Annotated in this window: 20 protein-coding genes; 8 read left to right on the top strand and 12 right to left on the bottom strand. The window is 34.7% G+C overall.

All coding sequences use genetic code 11. The features are described 5' to 3' along the window. The first annotated feature begins 64 nt into the window (after positions 1 to 64). The 5 genes from FA046_RS14010 (at position 65) to FA046_RS13990 (ending at position 3,466) form a co-directional block, all read left to right on the top strand. Entirely contained in the window at positions 65 to 1,006 is a 942-nt protein-coding gene (locus FA046_RS14010; protein WP_136827162.1) for a glycosyltransferase family 2 protein, read from the top strand. Continuing rightward, positions 996 to 1,859: a lysylphosphatidylglycerol synthase transmembrane domain-containing protein gene (locus FA046_RS14005; protein WP_169303377.1), complete on the top strand. Its 864-nt coding sequence runs from the start codon at positions 996 to 998 to the stop codon at positions 1,857 to 1,859. The genes FA046_RS14010 and FA046_RS14005 overlap by 11 nt, the downstream gene beginning before the upstream one ends. Before the next feature lie 186 nt (positions 1,860 to 2,045). Beyond that, positions 2,046 to 2,300: a type II toxin-antitoxin system Phd/YefM family antitoxin gene (locus FA046_RS14000; protein WP_136827160.1), complete on the top strand. Its 255-nt coding sequence runs from the start codon at positions 2,046 to 2,048 to the stop codon at positions 2,298 to 2,300. Continuing rightward, positions 2,290 to 2,559: a Txe/YoeB family addiction module toxin gene (locus FA046_RS13995; RefSeq protein ID WP_317130552.1), complete on the top strand. Its 270-nt coding sequence runs from the start codon at positions 2,290 to 2,292 to the stop codon at positions 2,557 to 2,559. Before FA046_RS14000 ends, FA046_RS13995 begins: the two co-directional genes overlap by 11 nt. A 136-nt stretch (positions 2,560 to 2,695) precedes the next feature. Then, positions 2,696 to 3,466 carry a hypothetical protein gene (locus tag FA046_RS13990; RefSeq protein WP_136827159.1) on the top strand — a complete coding sequence of 257 codons (771 nt, stop codon included), beginning with the start codon at positions 2,696 to 2,698 and terminating at the stop codon, positions 3,464 to 3,466. A gap of 289 nt (positions 3,467 to 3,755) precedes the next feature. Here FA046_RS13990 and FA046_RS13980 read toward each other — a convergent pair whose 3' ends face one another. Next, a complete protein-coding gene (locus FA046_RS13980; protein ID WP_205943674.1) occupies positions 3,756 to 3,998 on the bottom strand; it encodes a hypothetical protein in 243 nt (80 codons plus the stop codon). Positions 3,999 to 4,248: 250 nt separating this feature from the next. On the opposite strand from FA046_RS13980, the gene FA046_RS13975 reads away from it, so the two are divergent. Further along, positions 4,249 to 4,488, top strand: coding sequence for a ribbon-helix-helix domain-containing protein (locus tag FA046_RS13975; RefSeq protein WP_136827157.1), 240 nt, complete (start codon positions 4,249 to 4,251; stop codon positions 4,486 to 4,488). Beyond that, positions 4,481 to 4,765 (top strand): type II toxin-antitoxin system RelE/ParE family toxin, encoded by a 285-nt coding sequence (locus FA046_RS13970; protein WP_136827156.1) that lies wholly within the window; start codon positions 4,481 to 4,483, stop codon positions 4,763 to 4,765. The genes FA046_RS13975 and FA046_RS13970 overlap by 8 nt, the downstream gene beginning before the upstream one ends. A 182-nt stretch (positions 4,766 to 4,947) precedes the next feature. On the opposite strand, the gene FA046_RS13965 is transcribed toward FA046_RS13970, so the two are convergent. Next, positions 4,948 to 6,615 (bottom strand): ArnT family glycosyltransferase, encoded by a 1,668-nt coding sequence (locus FA046_RS13965; RefSeq protein ID WP_136827155.1) that lies wholly within the window; start codon positions 6,613 to 6,615, stop codon positions 4,948 to 4,950. A gap of 219 nt (positions 6,616 to 6,834) precedes the next feature. Between FA046_RS13965 and FA046_RS13960 the strand changes: the two genes are divergently transcribed. Then, complete coding sequence (locus tag FA046_RS13960) at positions 6,835 to 7,476, top strand: metallophosphoesterase family protein (RefSeq protein WP_136827154.1); 642 nt, start codon at positions 6,835 to 6,837, stop codon at positions 7,474 to 7,476. Between the two features lie 318 nt (positions 7,477 to 7,794). Here FA046_RS13960 and FA046_RS13955 read toward each other — a convergent pair whose 3' ends face one another. The 10 genes from FA046_RS13955 to rhaT all read right to left on the bottom strand — a co-directional run bounded on the left by FA046_RS13955 (position 7,795) and on the right by rhaT (position 21,429). Continuing rightward, positions 7,795 to 8,526 carry a head GIN domain-containing protein gene (locus FA046_RS13955; protein ID WP_136827153.1) on the bottom strand — a complete coding sequence of 244 codons (732 nt, stop codon included), beginning with the start codon at positions 8,524 to 8,526 and terminating at the stop codon, positions 7,795 to 7,797. A gap of 56 nt (positions 8,527 to 8,582) precedes the next feature. Next, a complete protein-coding gene (locus tag FA046_RS13950) occupies positions 8,583 to 10,226 on the bottom strand; it encodes a M1 family metallopeptidase (RefSeq protein ID WP_136827152.1) in 1,644 nt (547 codons plus the stop codon). Positions 10,227 to 10,504: 278 nt separating this feature from the next. After that, positions 10,505 to 12,373: a CocE/NonD family hydrolase gene (locus FA046_RS13945; RefSeq protein WP_136827151.1), complete on the bottom strand. Its 1,869-nt coding sequence runs from the start codon at positions 12,371 to 12,373 to the stop codon at positions 10,505 to 10,507. Between the two features lie 337 nt (positions 12,374 to 12,710). Next, positions 12,711 to 13,295 carry a LutC/YkgG family protein gene (locus FA046_RS13940; RefSeq protein ID WP_136827258.1) on the bottom strand — a complete coding sequence of 195 codons (585 nt, stop codon included), beginning with the start codon at positions 13,293 to 13,295 and terminating at the stop codon, positions 12,711 to 12,713. Beyond that, the gene (locus FA046_RS13935; RefSeq protein WP_136827150.1) at positions 13,292 to 14,665 is read right to left on the bottom strand and encodes a lactate utilization protein B; all 1,374 of its coding nucleotides are present in this window, start codon (positions 14,663 to 14,665) and stop codon (positions 13,292 to 13,294) included. Before FA046_RS13935 ends, FA046_RS13940 begins: the two co-directional genes overlap by 4 nt. Next, the gene (locus FA046_RS13930) at positions 14,662 to 15,402 is read right to left on the bottom strand and encodes a (Fe-S)-binding protein (protein WP_136827149.1); all 741 of its coding nucleotides are present in this window, start codon (positions 15,400 to 15,402) and stop codon (positions 14,662 to 14,664) included. The genes FA046_RS13935 and FA046_RS13930 overlap by 4 nt, the downstream gene beginning before the upstream one ends. Next, positions 15,399 to 16,778, bottom strand: a complete 1,380-nt coding sequence (locus FA046_RS13925; protein ID WP_136827148.1) for an FGGY-family carbohydrate kinase — start codon at positions 16,776 to 16,778, stop codon at positions 15,399 to 15,401. Before FA046_RS13925 ends, FA046_RS13930 begins: the two co-directional genes overlap by 4 nt. Before the next feature lie 108 nt (positions 16,779 to 16,886). Then, positions 16,887 to 18,161, bottom strand: a complete 1,275-nt coding sequence (locus FA046_RS13920) for a sugar isomerase (RefSeq protein ID WP_136827147.1) — start codon at positions 18,159 to 18,161, stop codon at positions 16,887 to 16,889. A gap of 29 nt (positions 18,162 to 18,190) precedes the next feature. Next, complete coding sequence (locus FA046_RS13915; RefSeq protein WP_136827146.1) at positions 18,191 to 20,311, bottom strand: bifunctional aldolase/short-chain dehydrogenase; 2,121 nt, start codon at positions 20,309 to 20,311, stop codon at positions 18,191 to 18,193. A gap of 23 nt (positions 20,312 to 20,334) precedes the next feature. Further along, positions 20,335 to 21,429 carry an L-rhamnose/proton symporter RhaT gene (gene rhaT, locus FA046_RS13910; protein WP_136827145.1) on the bottom strand — a complete coding sequence of 365 codons (1,095 nt, stop codon included), beginning with the start codon at positions 21,427 to 21,429 and terminating at the stop codon, positions 20,335 to 20,337. Positions 21,430 to 21,496: the final 67 nt, after the last annotated feature.

The raw sequence follows: 21,496 nt of genomic DNA, 5'->3' as shown, positions 1-21,496 counted from the left end.
TACAATCTGCTTTACAATTTCTATTCTGTAGTAAAATTAATTATCAAATAATTAATTTCAGGCTATGGAGCTTTCTTTAATTGTGCCCATTAAAAATGAAAAGCAAAACATAATCCCTTTGTATCAGGCGGTAAAAGAGGCTTTAAAAAATATAGATTATGAATTAATTTTTGTTGATGATGGCTCTACAGATGAAACGATAGACGAAATTCGAAAAATAAAAAGCAAACGTATCAAGCTTTTGGTGCTACGCAAAAACTATGGACAAAGTACCGCCATGACTGCCGGAATAGATGGTGCCGAAGGAAAATACATTGCCTTAATAGATGGCGATCTCCAAAACGACCCATCAGACATTCCCATGATGTTAGATAAATTGGTAAAAGAAGATTGGGATGTGGTGGCCGGCAACCGCAAAAACAGAAAAGATGGTGCGCTTTTAAGAAAAATACCCAGTAAAATTGCCAACGCCATTATTAGGAGCACCACCAATGTGCATATTTTAGATTACGGCTGTACCCTTAAAATTTTTAAACAAGAAATTGCCAAAGATTTAGGTTTATATGGTGAATTACATCGCTTTATTCCGGTTTTGGCAGCTTTGCAAGGAGCCAAAATCACACAGGTTGATGTAAAACACCATGCTCGGCAATTTGGCGAAAGCAAATACGGAATCAACAGAACTTTTAAAGTAATGGCAGATTTAATCACCATGCTTTTCTTTAGAAAATACATGCAAAAACCCATGCATTTGTTTGGCGGCATAGGTTTTACTCTTTTTAGCATGGGCGTAATCATTAATATTTACCTGCTTACTTTAAAACTTTTAGGCGAAGACATTTGGGGAAAACCGCTGATGATTTTAGGCATCATCCTTCTTTTGGCGGGTTTGCAGTTTATCACTTTTGGCTTGCTATCTGAAGTAAATATGCGCACCTATTATGAATCTCAAGGGAAGAAACCTTACCAAATCAGGCAAACTTATCAATCTACTTATGATGAATAAAAACTGGTTAAAGTTTACGTTAAAGATCATTATAAGTGCCATTTGCCTTTACTATGTTTTTACCAAAATAGACTTTATACCATTTTTTAATTTGCTAAAAACAGTCCGTATTTTTTGGCTTGCTTTAGCCACCATATTTTTCATCTTATCTAAAATTATTGGCGCTTTCCGACTCAACATTTACCTAAAAAACGCCGAAATCAACCTTACTGAAAAAGAAAATTTAAAGCTTTACTGGTTAGGCATGTTTTATAATCTTTTTTTGCCCGGCGGTATAGGAGGCGACGCTTATAAAATCATCCTCCTCAAAAAACATTTCAATAAAAGTTATAAAACCATTAGCACAGCTGTTTTATTAGACCGAATATCTGGCTTGGTAGCTTTAATTGGCTTAGCTATCATTTCCGCCTGCTTCATCCCACTTTCTAAATGGTATTTAATCTTGGTCATCATTTCCTTTTTCTCAGGATATACTGTTTATCGGTTTATCCTTTTTAGATATTTTGCCACACATAGGCAAAACATTTTAAAAACAGATTTACTGGGTTTAATGGTTCAGCTTTCACAAGGTTTTAGCATCATTTGTATTGCTTTTGCACTCTCAACTGCGCAAAATTTCGCCGTTTTACTAGTCATATTTTACATTTCTTCTTTAAGTACATTATTGCCTTTATCTGTTGGAGGCTTAGGCGCCCGAGAAATTATCTTTTTATTTAGCGCAAAATATTTAGGTATTCCGCAAGAAGTTTCAGTAAGTATTAGCCTTGTTTTTTATATGATAAGCGCCTTAGTTTCGCTGGTTGGAGTTTACTTTGTTTTTGGGAGAATGTTTAGCGATAAAGTTGATGATTAACTTTTTTTATCACGATGGAAAACGTTAAAAATGAAAGCGGTTTTCTCATCTCATCGTTATTAGATTTGTCAACTCTCTCATCAATTGGCAAGAGAGTTGACAAATCTTTGCCTATCAATTTATCCTTACTGAAGGAGATTTTATAAATTGTTATTTTGTACGTATTTTTGTACAAAATAACACAAAATGATAGTTACTAATATTTCAGATTTTCGTAAAGACATTAAATCTTATTTCGATAAAGTGGCTAAAGGCTTTGAAACACTTATTATCAATAGAGGTAAAGATTCGGGGATTGTGGTGATGTCTCTTGAAGAGTACAATTCTTTAATGGCTACCAACTATGAATTATCTTCCAGTGCAAACGAAAAACGTCTTGATTCTGCAATTGAAAAATTTAGAAAAGGAAACTCATTTTCTAAAGACTTAATTGAAGAATAGTATGAAGTATGTTTTTGTTGATGAATCTTGGGAAGATTATCTCTATTGGCAGAAAATCGACAAGAAGAAAGTCAAAAGAATTAACGACTTGCTCAAAGATATTTCAAGAACTCCATTTGAAGGAATTGGAAAACCAGAGCCCTTAAAGCATAAATATGCTGGCTTTTGGTCTAGAAGAATTGACGAAGAACACCGCCTTATTTACAAATTCCAAAACGATGAAATTCAGATTGTTAAATGCAGGCATCATTATGATTAATATTTATTGTAAGGTAATTTAATTATGGTAGTTTTAAATATCTATTTTAATTTTTTAATACCATACATGAAAAATATACGCTATAAGTAGCATATATCTAGTAGTTACCAGCAACTATAACTCAACTACCTTTAACATGAAAACATTGATTACATTATTTATTCTAGCAGTTTCAATTGCTTGTAAAGCGCAAACGCCTGACTTGACTAATTGGAAATTAGACTCGCTTCCTTTGGGCGCAAAAACTAATTCTGCAAATTTATCAGCTAATGACTGGATTTTCACAAAGAATATTAATAAATGGGAAATAATCAGAAATGATTATAAAAGAGAAAAAGGTAACTCTTTTCCATTTTCAGAAAAATTTATATCTGAAAATCTAAAAGAATTACAAGGGAATAAATTTATCAAAAAAATTAAAGAAGGATTTTTGGTCGGTATTAACAAAGGCGAATTTGGTGGTGGACTTTATTTCGTAAAAGACAACGGACTAGCCGTCTATCAAATTTCTGGTAATCTAAACATAAAAGGATTTTTTGAGTTCAATAATAGAATTTTTGCAATAGAGGGATTAGCTCATATGGGATTAAATAGAGGGAAAATTATTGAAATATTTAAAGAAGATAAAACTTGGAAATGCAAATCTATAACTGACTTAATAGAAACACCAGCAATAATTGCTGACTATAAAGACGAAAAAATTATTGTAACAAGTCAATATATTCTTAAACTTGACAAACAGCTTAACATCTTTGAAGTGTTGAAGTCTCCATTTTATTGGGGAATACTTTATCCTTCATCAATTCTAGTTGATAACGATAATCTTTATTTATCAATGAGAGAAGGAATATTGAAAATAAAAGAATTTGACACAGCACCTGAATACGAATGGTATATTCCAAAATAGCTGCCGGTAATCGAGTAGACGGCGCCTCACCAGATTTCCCATTCTGTCCGTAGTCTTTAGCCTAAGCGTTGACTACGGATTCATAAAATAAAAAAGAGTCTTCAGACTCGCTACAACGTTAAAGAAAATCAATTTCTATCAAACCCTTTTCATCTTCATAATAATCAATTCCCGAGGAATAAATATAATCTTTTTCCATTCTCACAATTCCCATTCTGTCCGTAGTCTTTAGCCTAAGCGTTGACTACGGATTCATAAATAAAAAAGAGTCTTCAGACTCGCTACAACATTAAAGAAAATTAATTTCTATCAAACCATTTTCATCTCCATAATAATCAATTCCAGAGGAATAAATATAATCTTTCTCCATTCTCACTATTCCAGCTCTTACCGGGTTTTCATGTAAATAATCCATTTTAGATTGAATAATTTCATCATGATCTAATTCTATGGGATGATTATCTTGCTGCCAAAATTGGAATTCTTTATTTCTGTGATTGTTTTCTCCTGCTTTTTTAAAAATCCAAAGCATCCAGTTTTTTCTGCTTTCTGCTGAATTATTTTCTATCTCCTTTAGAATCTCTACAGAGGTAAATTTCAGATGTTCGTGATGTTAGCGTAAGCGTATCTCGAACTTATGAATGAGGAGGATTTGCAATCCGATTAACACTTTATAGCAAATAAAAAATCTTCTCTAAAAAAACCGCACAATTGAAGAATTTATCTTAGAATATTTTGCAGATACCTATTTATGGTGTAAATTTACATCAAAAACGAATCACATGTCAAGACAAAGTATTTCATTCACACAAGCAAATGACGAATGGCTAAAATCTCAAGTGGATAATAATGAATATTCTAGCAAAAGTGAATTGGTAAACGACTTAATAAGACAAGCCAGAAAACAACAAAGACAAATTGATTGGATAAGCGCTAAATTAGATTTAGCCGAAAAAAATGGATTTACAAGCGATACTAAATCACAAATTTTAGCAGAATCAAAGTCTTTAATAAGTGGTTAAATACAAATTAAGTAATACCGCCAAAGAAGACTTAATTAGAATACATCAATATGGAGTTCAGAAATTTGGGATGACACAAGCTGACCAATATTTTGACTCCTTTTTTAATTATTTTGATATCATAGCAGAGCGTCCATTCTCATTTGAAGCAGTCGATTTTATAAAATCGGGCTACAGACGTTGTGTTTGTGGTTCAGACAGTATTTTTTTCAAAGTGAATAATGGCACTGTTGAAATTATGAGCATTATTGGCAGACAAGATTTGAACAGTATTTAAAAATTAATCCAAATTTCAAAAAAGCGTAGTATGCGTTAACGATGGAATCTGCATCTTTTTTTGTGCTCCCTTCGACTCCGCTCAGGGTGACAAAAAAATACCTCGCCTACGGCAGGCAGGTAGTGGACAGCGTATTATCCCGATATTCTTATGGATAAACAAACATTACTGAAACACCAAAATCAATTGATCCTTACCAAATAAGACTTTCTAAGCACTTTATTACGGGAATTGGGATTTAGAAATTCTCCTTTCAATCTGGTAATTCCAAACTCGTTTTTACTAATCACATCGGTTACGGGTAGTGTCTTTTTCATTTCTTGATAACCTTCTTCATTGGTTAAAACCCATAAAGTAGTAGATTGATTTTCCATTTCGGCAAAGGTAATGGGCTGTGTGAGGTGTTTGGTGTAGAAATCAAAAGTATAGTGGTTTTCTTTGTACTTATAAATGTCTTGCACTATTATTTCTTGCTTTTTTACTTCGGCAGCCAAGGTTGTACCGGCATCATATTGCGATAATTGAGGATAAAAATTACCATTCATTAAAACGTTGACTAATACACTGGTGAGAACAGAAATAATCACTGTTTTTCTGATGATTCCTCTCTCCTTGATGATCACCCAAATCAGTATCATCAAAAAGAAAAAAGCAATGGCGGCTATCCAAAAAGACTGTATGGGGAACACCCAAAAAGTTAAAATTCCTGAAAGCAATAAACAAACCCCCATTACAAAATACTGCAATCCTAAATAAACTTTGAAGGTTTTCAATCGGTTTTCTATGGTATTGAAATAAAATTGAGCTGCGGTAAGAATGGCAAAAACTGGAAATAAAATATTGAGGTAATGTGGCAACTTATATTTTGAAGTGGAGATGATGATAAGTATTAAAAGTGTAGTACCTAAGGTTAAAAATTCTATTCCGTTTTGGTAGCGAAATTTTGTTTTTATAAAAAAGATAATCCTATCAAAAATGGCATGATAGGTTAATAAGCACCAAGGTAAAAAAGCCCAAAGTAAGGTGTGAAGAAAAAAGAAATAATCTACTTTTGCTTTCCCCCAGTTTGTGCCTGCCATGCGTTCAAAATTTTGCGACCACAGGATAAATTTCACCCCGGAGATGTTGTTCATCCCTCTAATTATTTTTTCGGGATGTAAATCATATTGTACATAATAAGCATACAAAACCGGCGAGATAAAAATTATATAGTAAAGCATCATCAATAGCCATTTTGGGTTAAAAAAGGCTTTCCATTCTCGTTTATAAAGCAATAAACAAAAGATGGCAATACCGGGCATCATAAAACCCACCATGCCTTTGGTTGAAAAACCCATGGCCAAACCTAAGGCGCCTAGCAAATAATTGTACCATTTATTGAGGGAAACCGCTTCTGCTAATTGCCAGATGGCAAAAATGATGGACGCAGTAAGAATGGCATCCATCCTTACATCCATATTAGCCAATATAAAAGCTTGTACACTGGCTAAAATTAAGGCGGCCAACAAACCTACTTGTTTGGTATAAAACAACCTTCCCAATCTATAGGTGCTATATATGCCTAAAAAAGTAATTAAAACAGAGGGTAAACGGTAAGCTATATTATTTACGCCAAACAAATGATACGATATGGAAGCCAACCAAAAATGCAGATGAGGTTTATCTAAATAATCGTTACCGTTATCAATAAGGTTAATATATTCATGATGAAGGTACATGTGTAAAGCAATATTTGCATGATGCGTACAATCTTCATCAATCATTGGAGCTAATAATCCTAAAATATAAACCACTAATAAGGCACAAAACAATAAAAAATAAGGAATACGTTTTAAATTATCTTGCTCCATTTTATGGGATTATTTTTTTGGACCACCATTTAAAATCAGTAATGGCAATTAAATTTAAATCATAAAAGTTAAAAATTTACAGTTGACCTAAAAACTGTAACCCTAAAAGATCCCTTGAAATATAATAATAGGCTATAGAACACTAAAGAACTGCATTAGTGTGATTTTTGATTTTCAAAATTGTAAACTTGCAAAAATTAAAAAAGCATATTCATAACAATGAAAGACCACTTTATTGTAGGAGACGTACATGGTTGTTTTTATACCTTAAAAGCGCTTCTTAAAAACTGGAAACCAGCAGAACAACAGCTTGTTTTGGTGGGTGATATTACCGACCATGGGATGAATATCCCGCAAACAGCGTCTTATTTACAAGAAATTATAAAAAAATACCCTGATACCGTTATTGTAAGAGGAAACCACGAAGAATTGTTGAGCAGCCATTATTTGGTAAAAGCGGATGAAAGTTGGTATGAAAAATCGGGAGAAAGAAATTACAAACAATATTTATCCTTTTCTAGAGAAATAGCCAAAGATGCGGCTTGGTTTGCTACTTTTCCTTTGTTGTTTGAAACACCTAGTTTATTGGTAACCCATGCAGGGGTTACGGATATAGAAAATCCGTTTAACCCTGATAATAAAGATGGCGTACTTTGGAATCGTAAAGAGATTAAAAGATTAGATCAGTTACAGGTTTTTGGGCACACGCCACAAGATAACGCTGCTTTCGATCAAAAAAGTAACAGTATAAATATTGATACTGGAGCTTTTAAAGACAATAAATTGACTGCTATTATTGTTAAAAACGATGGTATTATTCACGATATGGTGACCGAAAAAACCGCCGAAGAAGATCTTTAAATTCGAATTACACAATAGATTTAGGCTAAACTTAGAGCGAAATTTGTTCTATTATAAAGATTTATCTTTTCCTCAGCATCCTCTGAATCTCTGTGGTTAAAAAAAACCTAACAAAAGCTCTAAAAAACAAAAAAATTTAACCACAAAGTACACGGAGACCACAGAGCTAAATGATCACAATTTAAAAAATAAAAAGCCTTTGTAATAAAGAATTTGAGCATATAAACCCATTCAAACCTTTATTGCTTTATTAGGGTTAAAACGAAAAAGAGGAATTGATGGCTTAATCAATTCCTCTTTGAGTTATATTTTAAATGATTACATTTTAGTCACCGAACCTGAGCCTACTAAATTAGTCAGCTTCACTTCTGCCCCTCCTTTGTATTTTACAGAGCAAGGGCCTACTAAACTTGCATTCAAATAATCTTCTACGTATAAAGTTGCCGTAGCATTACCCGCAATTTTAATGTTGCTGGTTTTGCTTTTTAAATCTACTGCATTTAAATCTCCAGATCCAGAAATTGTAATGGTAGAAGAACCAGTTGTTCCGCTCAAGTTTAATCCGCCAGAGCCACTTAAAATAACTGAAACACTTTGAGTTTCAACTTTTGCTTTTACACTACCCGAACCACTTAATTGAATATTAGCACTTGCAGAATTTAACTCCCCTTCTACTTCTAAATTACCAGAACCAGAAACTGCCAATGCATCTAACTTTTTGGCGGTGATGTAAATATTAACCTGACTGTTAAAAGGAATATTAAAATTCTTTAAATCGCGTTTCATACGGATTTTGAGCGTTCCGTTTTGAACTACAGTTTCTATACGATCAATATCGTCTTTATCTCCTTCTATTTCTAAACTTTCCTGATCGCCCATTTTCACTACAATATTAAAAGAACCACCCGAAGCAATGCCGTGAAAATTGCTGACTTCACGTTTTTCTGTCTCCACAATAAGTTGTGGTCTGTTGTTATCTATAGCTTTTGAAATGGATGGACTTAGTACTAAAATTGCAAAAGCAGAAAAAATAAATGTTAAAAATTTCATATTAAAAAATGTTTTTTATTCCCCTAAAAGACGCTCATTTTATTGAAAATGTTGCATCAATTTTCTAAAACGTTCATATTTATAAAATAATCTCGCTTTACTTTAATGTCTTTTAAAGGAACTGTGGTTCTTAAAACCGTCCATTCTGTGGTTGGATAAAGGAAAACATCACTTTTATCTAACTGAATTGGCATATTAAAACCTTCAACATTTGATAACCAACGATAAAAAATAGTAGCGCCTTCTTGCTTTATTTCTAATACCGGGATGCTTCTGAACCTTAAATACTGATCAAAAATTTTAGTTAAATCTTTTCCAGATTCTTTGTTGATATAGCTTATCACTTCTTGGGTTGTTGTAGTTTTCTTCCCGAAAGTTTGATTTAAGCCTATCAAAATAGAACGCCATTTTTCATCATTATTGATAATGGTCCTTAGCGTATGCAGCATATTTGCTCCTTTATCATACATATCAGACGAACCTTCTTTATTCACTCCGTAAGGGCCAATCACAGGTTGATCATTGGCTATATTTTTTCTTAAGCCGATGACATAATCAGCGCCAGCTTCTTTCCCGTACCAATATTCTACAAATAAAGATTCTGAATAATCTGTAAAGCTTTCATGAATCCACATATCAGCAATGTCTTTTGCTGTAATGTTGTTGCCAAACCACTCATGACCAGCTTCATGCACAATAATAAAATCCCATTTTAAGCCCCAGCCCGTTCCAGATCGGTCTCTTCCTAAATAACCCTGTTGGTATTTATTTCCATAAGCTACCGCACTTTGGTGTTCCATTCCTAAATGTGGTGTTTCTACCAGTTTAAATCCATCTTTATAAAACGGATATGCACCAAACCAATGCTCAAAAGCTTTTAACATTCTTTTTACATCAGTAAATTGCCTTTTCGCTTTTGCCTCGTTTTCTGGTAATACATAATAATCTAAACTTAAATTACCGTTTAGGCCAATGTAACTATCAGAAAAATGAAAATAATTAGCTGCGTTTACCGCGATGTCATAATTATTAATAGGATTTACAACTTTCCAATCAAAACGAGAATAGCCATTTTTTAAATCGGTAACACCCATTAACCGTCCGTTAGAAACATTGGTTAAACCATTTGGAACGCTAATGCTGATGAATGCGCTATCTACCTCGTCAGCTTGTTGATCTTTATTTGGCCACCAAATACTTGCCCCAACTCCCTGACAAGCCGTAGCAATCCAGTCTTTGTCTCCATCATGCTTGGTAAAAACAAAACCTCCATCCCAAGGTGCATTTTTTGCAACAATGGGTTTCCCCGAGTAATAAACCGTAAAACTATCTTGTTTGCCTTTTAACAACTCTTTAGGGAAATCAATAAAAACGGCATTAAACTCTCTTTTATAGTCAATTTCTTTATCCTGATAAATGATTTTATCGATGTTTAAATTATCAAAAAGATCAAATTGGAGCGTTTTAAAATTGGTAGTCGCGGTAAATTTAAAAAGATTGCTTCCGCTGATAAACCTATCGTCGGGATTTACCTTTACCGATAAATGATAGTAATTGATATCATAACAGGTACGAAAAGGGGATGTTAAACTGCCACGTAAAGTATCTGCTTTGGTGTAAAGCTCTTTAGTTTGTAATAGTTGGGCATTAACAATTAAAGATGAACTTACGAATAGGAGAATTAAAACAATATTTTTCATTATCTATAGTTAACTTCTTTTAATTATTAATCTCAAATTAATTCGGGCGTTTTAACACGCTTTTCGCTGTATCTTTTTTTGTTTATCCTTCGACTCCGCTCAGGACGACAAAAAAAGGATGCCGCTTCAATCGTTAACGCTCCTACAACCTAAAATAAATTCAGCATACAATGTGTTTATCATGCCGAACTCGTTTCGGTATCTTATGTGAAATTTTCCTTTAATGCAAAGTCTGTATTATGAGATGCTGAAATAAATTCAGCATGACAAATCAAAACTTACTTTAAAACCTCTACTTCAATATAGCTGTTATTAAATACTTTATGGGTGGCTTTGATAAAATCACTTTGCTCGGCTTTAAAAATATTATCAACATATTTCTGAGGATTTCTATCAATTAAAGGGAACCAGGTACTTTGTATTTGAACCATAATTTTATGCCCTTTTTTAAAGGTATGCAACACATCCTGAACCGGAATATTTACCGTTGTAGGTTGATTGGCCACAAAAGGCTCGGGTTTTTCAAAGCTATTTCTAAAACGTCCACGCATCACTTCAGAACGTACCATTTGCCAATAATTGCTTAAAGTGATGTTTTTATTTGGCATGTAATTGTTGTTTGGCTCATTTGCCGGATAAACATCAATTAATTTAACTACCCAATCTGCATCTGTTCCGGTGGTGCTCACATTTAATTTAGCTAAAATCTCGCCACCTAAAACCATATCATTTTCTAAAACTTCAGTTTCGTAAACCAAAACATCTGGTCTTCTACCTGCAAAACGTTGATCTTCGCTCATATAATTAAATGGCGTAAAACCCATAGTAGTGGTAATGTCATTGGTGTAAGGAACAGGTTTCATAGGGTCGCTTTCAAATGAACGGGCCGCCATGGCCATTGTTGTATTTTTAGCTAATGCGCCATTTTCATTCAAATAGAACTTCACTTTTTCGGCATTTTTTGCAGGCCATTGATCATAAGATTTCCATTCTTTTGCGCCAGTATCAAAAAGGTAAGCTTCGGGCAAGCCTGTTTTACCATCACCAACACCCTTCAAAAAGTGATTAAAGAATTTTGCTTCAATATTTTTTTGGTAATAAGTAGCAATACTATCGCCAAAATAAATGTCATTGTGCATAGTATGACCGGTTTCTCGGCTCCATCTTCCATGTCCAAACGGGCCTTCTACAATGGTATTATAAATTCCCGGGTTGTTTTTCTCAATGGTTTTGTAAATGGCTAATGGGCCACGTAAATCTTCGGCATCAAACCAACCGCCTACCGTCATTACTGCTGGCTTTATATTTTTTAAATGCGGTAATAAGTTGCGCTTTTGCCAAAACTCATCATAATTGGGATGATCGATGGTTTCTTGCCAAAAGAAATTGTCTTTATAATATTGTTGTGCATTTTTTAGCGGACCTAAATCCATTCCAAACTGATAGCCATCTTTAGTTTTAGCGTCTAGCATTTGATACCAAGGCTTGCTTGTGTTTTCGGTTTTTTGAACGCCAAAAACAGGAAAAGTAAAAAAATAAGCCTGAATAAAAGCTCCATTATGGTGAAAATCATCAAAAAAGAAATCAGAAATTGGTGCTTGTGGCGAAGAAGCTTTTAATGCCGGATGACCTGATAAAAGACCTGCTGCGGTATAATAACCAGGATAAGAAATACCCCATTGCCCTACTTTTCCATTATTAAATGGCAAGTTTTTAGTCAGCCAATCTATGGTATCATAAGTATCAGAACCTTCATCAACATCTTTTTTAGATTTTTTATTGTCAATTACGGGTGTCATGTTTGTCCAAGTACCTTCACTCATCCATCTTCCACGCACATCTTGATAAACGAAAATGTATTTTTCTTTCATCATCGATTCTGACGGGCCCACACTTGTTCTCATTTTATCCTCGCCGTAAGGTGCAACACTATAACAGGTACGTTGCATCATTACCGGATATTTTTGATTTGCCGATGCGTCTTTAGGAATATAAATGGAAGTAAATAGTTTTACCCCATCTCGCATGGTAATGTAGCGTTCAATTTTATTGTAGTTTTCTTTTACATAATCTGCATTGTTTTGTGCGCAAGAAAATAAAGGCAAACAAATAACAAGCAGTAAAGCTTTGCACAACTTAATCATCATCTTTTTTTAGTTAAAACGATTTCTAATATAGGAAAGCTATTTTATATAATTGATTGAAGGGAGATAAACATCAAAAAATTTACACTTTTTATTGCTGATTTTTTAAATTTTAACCACAGAGATCACAGAGCTAGAACGCTTATATTTCTTCGCCTTTACCCTTTGCGATCTTTGCGTTGAATAATTAACCACAGAGATCACGGAGGTCACAGAGCTAAATGTTTATAATTTATGTAATAAAAACAAATGAATAGGAGCTTATAAAACCCTTAAATCTCTTTATTTCTTAAAATCGATAAAATTCAAATTAAGGCTGATAGAAAACTCTAAAAGATCATCAAATTATAAAAACAATTAAACTTCTAGGGCCGTGAGCACCTAACACTAAGCTTTGCGCTATATCTGCTGTTTTTGATGGACCTGCTATAAAAGTTCCAAAGCCATAATCGGCCTTGCCAATTCTCGCATAAGCTTCATGCATGGTGGGTACAATATCTTCTTTATTGACTGTTAACACCAAATGTTGGGTAATAAAAGGTAACACTCTTTCGCTACATAAAGCATCGCTTAACCAGCAAGCTCCGTTTTCTGCAACTGCAAAATGAGATGGAAGTATCACCAATTCGGCATTTGCTAATTGATGCGGGTCATCACCAATAAATGGTTCTGCAATTTCTCTTAGACTTTCTAAAGGAGAAACTACTCTTACCTCTCCTATTTTGAATTGTGCTTTTAGCGTATTGATCATCTCCTGATGATTTCTTACCTGTAGCACTAAAGCGCCAATACCTTGTAGTACGCTGGTAAACTCGGCGATATCTCCTTGAGTCTGATTTTCAAAAAATGAGTCTAAATTTGGAAGCGCTAATTCTTCCGGCTGGTTCATTTTTACGGCATGTAGAATTTGTTCTCTACTCATCATGAGTCTTTTCTGTTTTGTTGGTACCATTCGCCAAAAGAGCTTTTAGGCACTTCGGGCATTTCTCTTTGCAAATACCAAGCATTAAACTTATTGTTCACCACAAATGGGGCATATTTCAATGTTATTCTTGCTGCTTTTCCTGCTAAATGATATAAGGTTGGTGAGGCCAAAGTTTTAGCCATTACCTGCATAGCTATTGCTTTTTTAGGATCTACATGTCCTTCTTTTACCAATACTTGGCGCCATTTATACAACTGCTCATGAATATCAATTTTTACCGGACAAACGTTGGTGCAGGAGCCGCATAAAGTGGATGCAAAGGGTAAATCTGCAAAGTCTTTCATATCCAAATTTGGCGCTAAAATAGAACCGATTGGACCTGCAACTGCGTTATGATAGCTATGTCCTCCGCTTCTTCTGTACACCGGGCAGGTGTTCATACAAGCACCACAGCGAATACATTTTAAAGAGCTTCTAAAATCTTCTCTTCCTAATTGTCGGGTTCTACCGTTATCCACCAATATGATGTGGATTTCTGTTCCGGCTCTTGGTTTACTAAAATGGCTGGAGTAGGTGGTAATAGGCTGCCCTGTTGCACTTCTGGCCAATAATCTAAGGAATACTGCCAAATGTTCTCTTTTTGGGATGATCTTTTCTATTCCCATACTGGCAATATGAATATCAGCCAAATGGGCGCCCATATCTGCATTACCTTCGTTAGTACAGATTACGATTTCTCCGGTTTCTGCGATAGCAAAATTTACGCCGGTAAGCGCTGCTTTGCGGGTTAAAAAGGTATCTCTTAAATGTATGCGGGCAGCTTCTGTTAATAACTGTGGATCTGAATTTCCTTTGGGTGTACCCAAATGCTCATGAAATAGCTCTCCTATTTCTTCTTTAGTTTTATGAATGCAAGGCAGTACAATGTGGCTTGGTGGTTCTTTAGCTAATTGAACAATACGTTCGCCCAAGTCAGAGTCAATCACATCTATTCCCTGTTCTTGTAAATACTCGTTCAAATGGCATTCTTCTGTCAGCATTGACTTACTTTTCACCAGTTGATTGATGTTATTTTTTTGTAACAGCTGATGAACAATTTGGTTGTGTTCTTTGGCATCAGCTGCCCAATGTATTTTAATGCCGTTTTGTTCTGCATGTTTCTCAAATTCTATGAGGTAATTGTGCAGATTTGATAAGGTATGTGCTTTTATGGATGAGGCGGCTTCACGTAATTCTTCCCATTGCGGAATTTGATGGGCAATTTTATCGCGTTTCTGTCTGATCCACCAAAGGGTTTCATCATGCCAATCAACCCGTTTCTCATCTTGATTAAAAATATCTGCTCTTTGGGCGTGGTCTGCTACTTTCATTTGATACTTCCGTTTAAAATCTCGGCAATATGGATGACTTTAACTTTGCTGTTTTGACGTTTTAATATTCCTTCCATATGCATTAAGCAGGAAAGATCTACACCGGTAATATAATCTACACCTTGTTTAATATGATCTGCCACTCTGTCTTTTCCCATTTTTACAGATACTGCTTCTTCGGCTACACAAAATGTTCCACCAAAGCCACAGCATTCGTCTTTTCGGTCTAGTTCTACCATTTCAATGTCTTTCACCATATTTAGCAAATCCATTGGTTTAGAAAAAGCGGGTGCATTTAGTTCGCTCATTTGCGCAAGCTTTAAACCCCTTTGCCCGTGACAGCTTTGGTGCATTCCTACCTTGTATGGAAAACTGGCTTCTAAGTTTTTAACTTTTAAAATATCGGTTAAAAAAGAAATCAATTCGTAAGTGTGTTCTCTGATGTATTTTGCTTCTGCCGGAAATTCATCATCATGCAAATGTTCATTAATATGCAATACGCAACTACCAGAAGGCGCTACGATATAATCATATCCAACAAAGTTCTTTACAAAATTATGATTGCAGCCGCCAGATAAATGCTCAAAACCCGAATTGGCCATAGGTTGACCACAACAGGTTTGATTCTTTGGATAATGTACCTCGCATCCGTATTTTTCTAATAACTCTAAACTCGCAATGGCTGCCTGCGGGTAAAACTGATCTACATAACAAGGGACAAATAAGGCTACTCTCATTTACTTTTTGGTGATACAAATAATTTTAAGGTGATCATATCTGTAGGCAATTGTTGTTTATTCCAATGCTGATGAATGGCTACTGCGGCTCCCATTGCGGTTGCTTGCGCCATTGATGCGGCATAAACTTCAATATCTGGAAAAACTAATGCTAATAAATTCATATAAATTGAATTTTTAGAAAAGCCGCCATCCACAAATATCCTTTTTACATTGGTTTTATCTAAAGCTAAGCTGGTAGACAAAAACTGCTTAAATATAAGTGTATAAATAAAATAATGGTAAGCTTCTATGTCATTTTTAAAACGACTTAGATCTTCTCTGGCAAAGTCAAAATAATCAAAACCTAAAGAATTGAAATACAGATGCAAAGGCTTATCAGGAAGAAATTTCTTTACCACAGCCATATCAAATTTAACTGTTTTATATTTCCCAATAGCTTGATTGTAGTGAGCTGCTATTCTTTTTACCTGCTGTTCATGCTCAAAACCAGCAAATAAACGGGAAGCTTTAATGGGCTTACCGGTAAAAGTCATGTAGCTTAAACAATCTTGAGTTAGCTCAAATTTTGTAAGTGGATTATGGTTAAAAGGATTTAAACTGATACACCAAGTGCCGGTAGATATCAATACAAACGGCTCTCTAAAACTTTCTAAATAAGGAATTAATGCTGCAGAACTATCATGCAAGCCTACGCCTGTTAAATAATTATCACTTGGAAAGCTAGAGGTTATTACTTTATCACCAGGAAAAAGCGGAGCTAATTTAGCATCAACACCTTCTTCTGCTACCCATTCATGATAGGCATTATTTTGAAAATCCCATAAATTGGTATGACAGCCAATGCTGGTAATATCACTATACATTTTCCCGGTAATGATAGAACTCATGTATTGAGGAAGGTGCAAAGCGTATTTCATTCGCTTGAATAATTCAGGCTTCTCGTATTTCATACGATACAATTGCATTCCTGAATTTAAACTTCCTAAAACGGGAGATGATGTTCTGACAGAAAAATCTTCTTCGCCGCCATAGGTATCATAAAACTGCTTTTTTAGAGCTTCGGGATATTCTTTAAGATAGTTGTATAAAGGAGCTAAAGCCTGTCCGTTTTGATCTACGTAAACTAAACTTGCGCCGTAAGTAGAAAAATTGATAGCTTTAATATTGAACTCTTTCTCTCTTAAAACTTCACGTAAGGAATCAAAAACTGATAACCTTAAGCTTTCTAAATTCTCACAAGAATCGCCGTCTTCATCTTTTGTTTCTGTAAACCTTGCCGAACGTTCAAAAACGATTTTATATTCTTCATCAAAAAGGAAAAGCTTTTTATTGGTTTTTCCTACGTCAAATATGGCGATTACGGGCTTAGACATTAAATTGTATTGGCTTTTAGATTTATCTTATTTTAGATTTATGAATCACGATTTTAGATCGTCCTTTTTGCAAGGAAACCTAAAATCGTGAATCTAAAATAGTAATTTTTATAATCCGGTTGCTACCGATTTTAATCCTCTTTCTTCGATTAGTTTTTCTCTCACTTTTACAGATCTGAATAAACCAATTGGATCAATTGCACCACCCGCCATTAAACGAGCTTGGGCAACTAAAGAACGCACATCTGTACGGTGAGCTTCCTGTAAAATTTCTTGACAAAGCGCAACATCATTTACTTTTTGAGCTGCTTTTAATGCTTTTCTATCTACTATTAAAGCCTGAGCATACGCCATCATTATAGCTTCTACAGATTGTAATAAATCTTCTAATGGATCTTTAACATTGTGAGAAGCATCAATCATCCAACCTAAATCTGTTGCATGGTTCATGTTATTTGCATCCATACCTTCTACCAATTCATTAAAAATTAAGAATAATTGGTAGGGTTTAATTGCTCCGGCAGTTAAATCATCATCTCCGTATTTAGAATCGTTAAAGTGGAAACCACCTAACTTACCTTCCATTAATAGGATAGAAACAATTTGCTCAATATTAGCATTTGGTAAATGGTGACCTAAATCTACCAAAGTATAAGCTTTTGGACCTAATTTGGTAACGTATAATAATGATTGACCCCAATCTGCTACTGTTGTTGAGTAAAAATTTGGCTCATTAGATTTATATTCTACAAACATTTTCCAGTCGGCAGGTAATGCGGCATAAATTTCTTTTAAGCTGGCTAAAGTATTTTGAAAAGCTTCGCGGAAATTTAATTGACCTGGAAAAGAAGATCCATCTGCTAACCAAACCGTTAAAGATTTTGAGCCTAAAGCTTCCCCTTGTTTTATAACTTCTATGTTATGAGCAATGGCTTGGTCTCTTACTTTTTTATCTACGTGTTGTAAAGAACCAAACTTATAGCTGTAAGCTTGATTAGGTTGATCTTGAAAAGTATTTGAATTTACAGCATCAAATTTTAAATCTAAAGAAGCTGCAAGGTTTTTAATTTTCTCTACATCTTCTGGGATATCCCAAGGAATATGTAATGAAATAGCCCCGCTAGAACGATTTAATTGGTGTAATAAACCAATATCCATCATTTTATCTTCCAGGTTACGAGGTTCGCCACCGCCAGAAAAACGGCCAAAACGTGTTCCTCCTGTACCTAAAGCCCAGCTAGGTATTGCAATTTGAAAATCAACTAATTTTTGCAATAAACTCTCTGCTGATGGATTTTCTGCTTTAAAAAAATTGAATTTATTTTGTTGTTTCTCAGACAATTCTCCATTGTGCTGATCTATTTGATATTTTTCTATTAACATGATTCCCCGATTTTGTATTTATTCTAATATTATCTCACAAAAGCCATTGCTACTCCACCATCAACATTCAATACATTTCCTGTTGACTTATTTAATAAGCCACCAGTGAAAGCAAAACAAGCATTTGCAATATCAACTGGTAATATAATTTTGTTTAGCAAGGTTCTTTTTGCGTAATAGGCTGGCAATTCTGCTACTGTAATTCCGTAAGCTTTTGCTCTGCCTTCGGCCCAACCGCCTGCCCAAATATTACTATCTGAGATTACTGCATCTGGATTAACTACGTTTACACGAATATTATCTGCACCTAATTCGGCAGCGTTTAATCTGCTTAAATGTAACTGTGCCGCTTTTGCACTTCCATATCCTGCATTATTAGGACCAGAAACCAATGCGTTTTTACTTACAATATTGATCACATCGCCACCTGTACCTTGCTTACGCATCACGCCAACAGCGGCTTGTGTTACTTTAAATTGGCCTTTTACTAAAACATCGTATAACAAATCCCAATCTTTATCTGTATGATCTTCAATAGTTTTAGAAATAGATAAACCCGCATTGTTAATAATGATATCTACTCCGCCAAAAGCTAAAGCTGCATCATCAAAAGCTTGCTTAATTTGATCGTTATTGGTAACATCTAATATAGTGGTAGTATAAGAATCTTTACCGTAAATATTTTTAAATTCTTCGCCAGTTGCTTCTAAACGCTCGGCATTCATATCATTAAGCACTACAACTGCACCTTCATCTACAAACTTTTTAGCAATTGCTTTTCCAATACCACCAGCACTACCTGTAATCAAAGCAATTTGACCAGACAAAGCTTTTGGCTTTGGCATTCTTTGCAATTTAGCTTCTTCTAACAACCAGTATTCTATGTTAAATGCTTCTTGTCTTGGTAATGAGGTGTATTCTGAAATTGCTTCGGCACCTTTCATTACATTAATGGCATTGGTATAAAACTCGGCTGCAACTCTTGTAGTTTGTTTATCTTTTGAAAAAGAAAATAAACCTACTCCTGGATATAAAATAATTACCGGGTTGGTATCTCTAATGGCCGGGCTGTTATCATGCTTACAGGTTTCGTAATAATCTGTATACATTTTACGGTAAGCATCAAAAGCTGGCGCTAAGTGTTCTTTGATAGCGTTTACATCAGATAAATCTTGATCTGGCTTTAAATCTAAAACTAAAGGACTAATTTTTGTTCTTAAGAAGTGATCTGGGCAACTTGTTCCAAGAGGCGCTAATCTGTCTAAATCATTAGAATTGATAAACTCTAACACTCTGGCATCATCTGTAAAATGACCAATCATTTTACGTTCGCTAGAACAAAAGCCTCTTAAAATTGGCGCTAATGCTGAAGCTTGATTTTTACGTTGATCTGGCGCTAAACTTTTTAATTTTTCGCCACCAAATATTGGTCCTTTTTTACCGTAATTTTCCTCTAGGTATTCAGCGCATTTTTCAATGACTTCTAATGTATTGATGTAGCTTTTGTAAGCGGTATCTCCCCAAGTAAATAAACCATGAGAACCCAGCATAATCCCTTTAATTCCAGGATTTTCATCTAAACATTTCTTTAATTCTAATCCTAATTCAAATCCGGGTTTTCTCCATTCCACCCATCCAATTTGGCCATTAAACAGTTCTTTAGTGATTTTCTCTCCATCTTTTGCCGCTGCAATTGCAATAGCAGCATCTGGATGTAAATGATCTATATGCTTAAATGGTAAAAAACCATGTAAAGGTGTATCAATAGATGGCGCTTTAGAAGCTAAATCATAAATGCAGTGGTTAAATAGCTCCACCATTTCATCTTCATAATCAAGCCCACGATAAACATTTTTCAATGCTCTTAATCTTTCTACATAAAGAGCCGCTAAGCCGCTTTTCTTTAAAGTACCAATATCTCCACCAGAACCTTTAATCCACATGATCTCTGTCTCTTCTCCCGTTAATGGATCTTTGGCTAATGCTTTACATGATGTATTGCCACCACCATAATTGGTCAGTCTTAAATCTGCACCTAGCAAATTAGACCTGTAAATTAATAATGCTACCTCATCACCAGCAAGTTTTGCCGCTTCTTCTTCATTCCAAAGATAGCTTACGTGTTTAAAAGAGGTTGTTTGTACAGACATAATATATATTTTTTATTTTTTATTTAAACCTTAATTGAATTTCCATAACCAACTATTAAAACAGAAAGTATAATGGTAGCAATACCTACTAAAATAGTTGTTAATGTACCTTTTGACACGCCTTTCCATTCTTTTAAAATAAGACCCCAAGCATTGGCAATTAAAATGATAAACGCCATGTGCAAAATCCAAGAACTTGCACCATTGCCCATTTTACTTTCGCCCATACCATAGAAGAAGAATTGTAAGAACCATGTTGTTCCTGCAAGTGCCGAAAAGATATAATTTTTTAACAGCGGAGTTTTTTGATTGGTATAATCTCCAAAAGTCTTATTTCTAGCATTTAAAATCATACACCAAATAAAGTTGGTTGTTAAACCACCCCAAAGGATAACGATATAAGTAACATTATTTGAGTAAAGAAAATTAGTGGTTTCAGTTGGATTTGCTAGTTTCCAAACGGTATTAACTGCATCAGAAATTGGTTTTCCAGCTTCGATACCAAAATTAAAACAAGCACTTAGCACACCAGAAACAATACCAACAAATAAACCTAATCCGAATTTATATTCTGTTTTAACTTCTAAGCCATGAGGATCTGTAGCAGCGGTTTTTAACTGCTTTTCTTTCATCATTCCCGCTTTACCACAAATGATAATTCCGATTACACAAACAATTAGTCCTAAAAGCACCATCTGCCCCCAATCTGTTGTTAAGAACATGGTAAATGTATCTTTTCCCTCTTTTGGGAAAACATCAAAATAAATTGATGGTAGTATTGAACCTAACACCATACAAAGACCTAAAATAATAGAACTCCCCAGTGAAACACCAAGATAACGAACGCCCAATCCATAGGTTAATCCGCCTATTCCCCATAAAACGCCAAAAAAGTAAGTTAACAACAAAACACTCCCTGTTGCGCTACTTAAAAAATCTGAAAAATTAGGAACGGTTAAATATGCGGCTAAAGGTGGCACCACTAACCAAGAGAAAAGTCCCCCAACTATCCAGTAACTTTCCCAAGCCCATCCTTTGACTTTTTTATAAGGAATGTAAAAACTACCCGAAGCAAAGCCTCCGATGAAATGAAAAAGTACGCCAAAAATTGCTTGCATGAAAAATGTTATTTTAGTTTATTTATTGGTAAAGCTAAAATAACAAGATAGAGCTATTGAACTGTCA

This window comes from Pedobacter cryophilus (assembly GCF_005116455.1).
In the GTDB taxonomy this organism is placed as follows: Bacteria; Bacteroidota; Bacteroidia; order Sphingobacteriales; family Sphingobacteriaceae; genus Pseudopedobacter; species Pseudopedobacter cryophilum.
The sequence above is the reverse complement of the archived record's forward strand: the minus strand, read 5'-3'. Positions and strand labels throughout refer to the sequence as shown.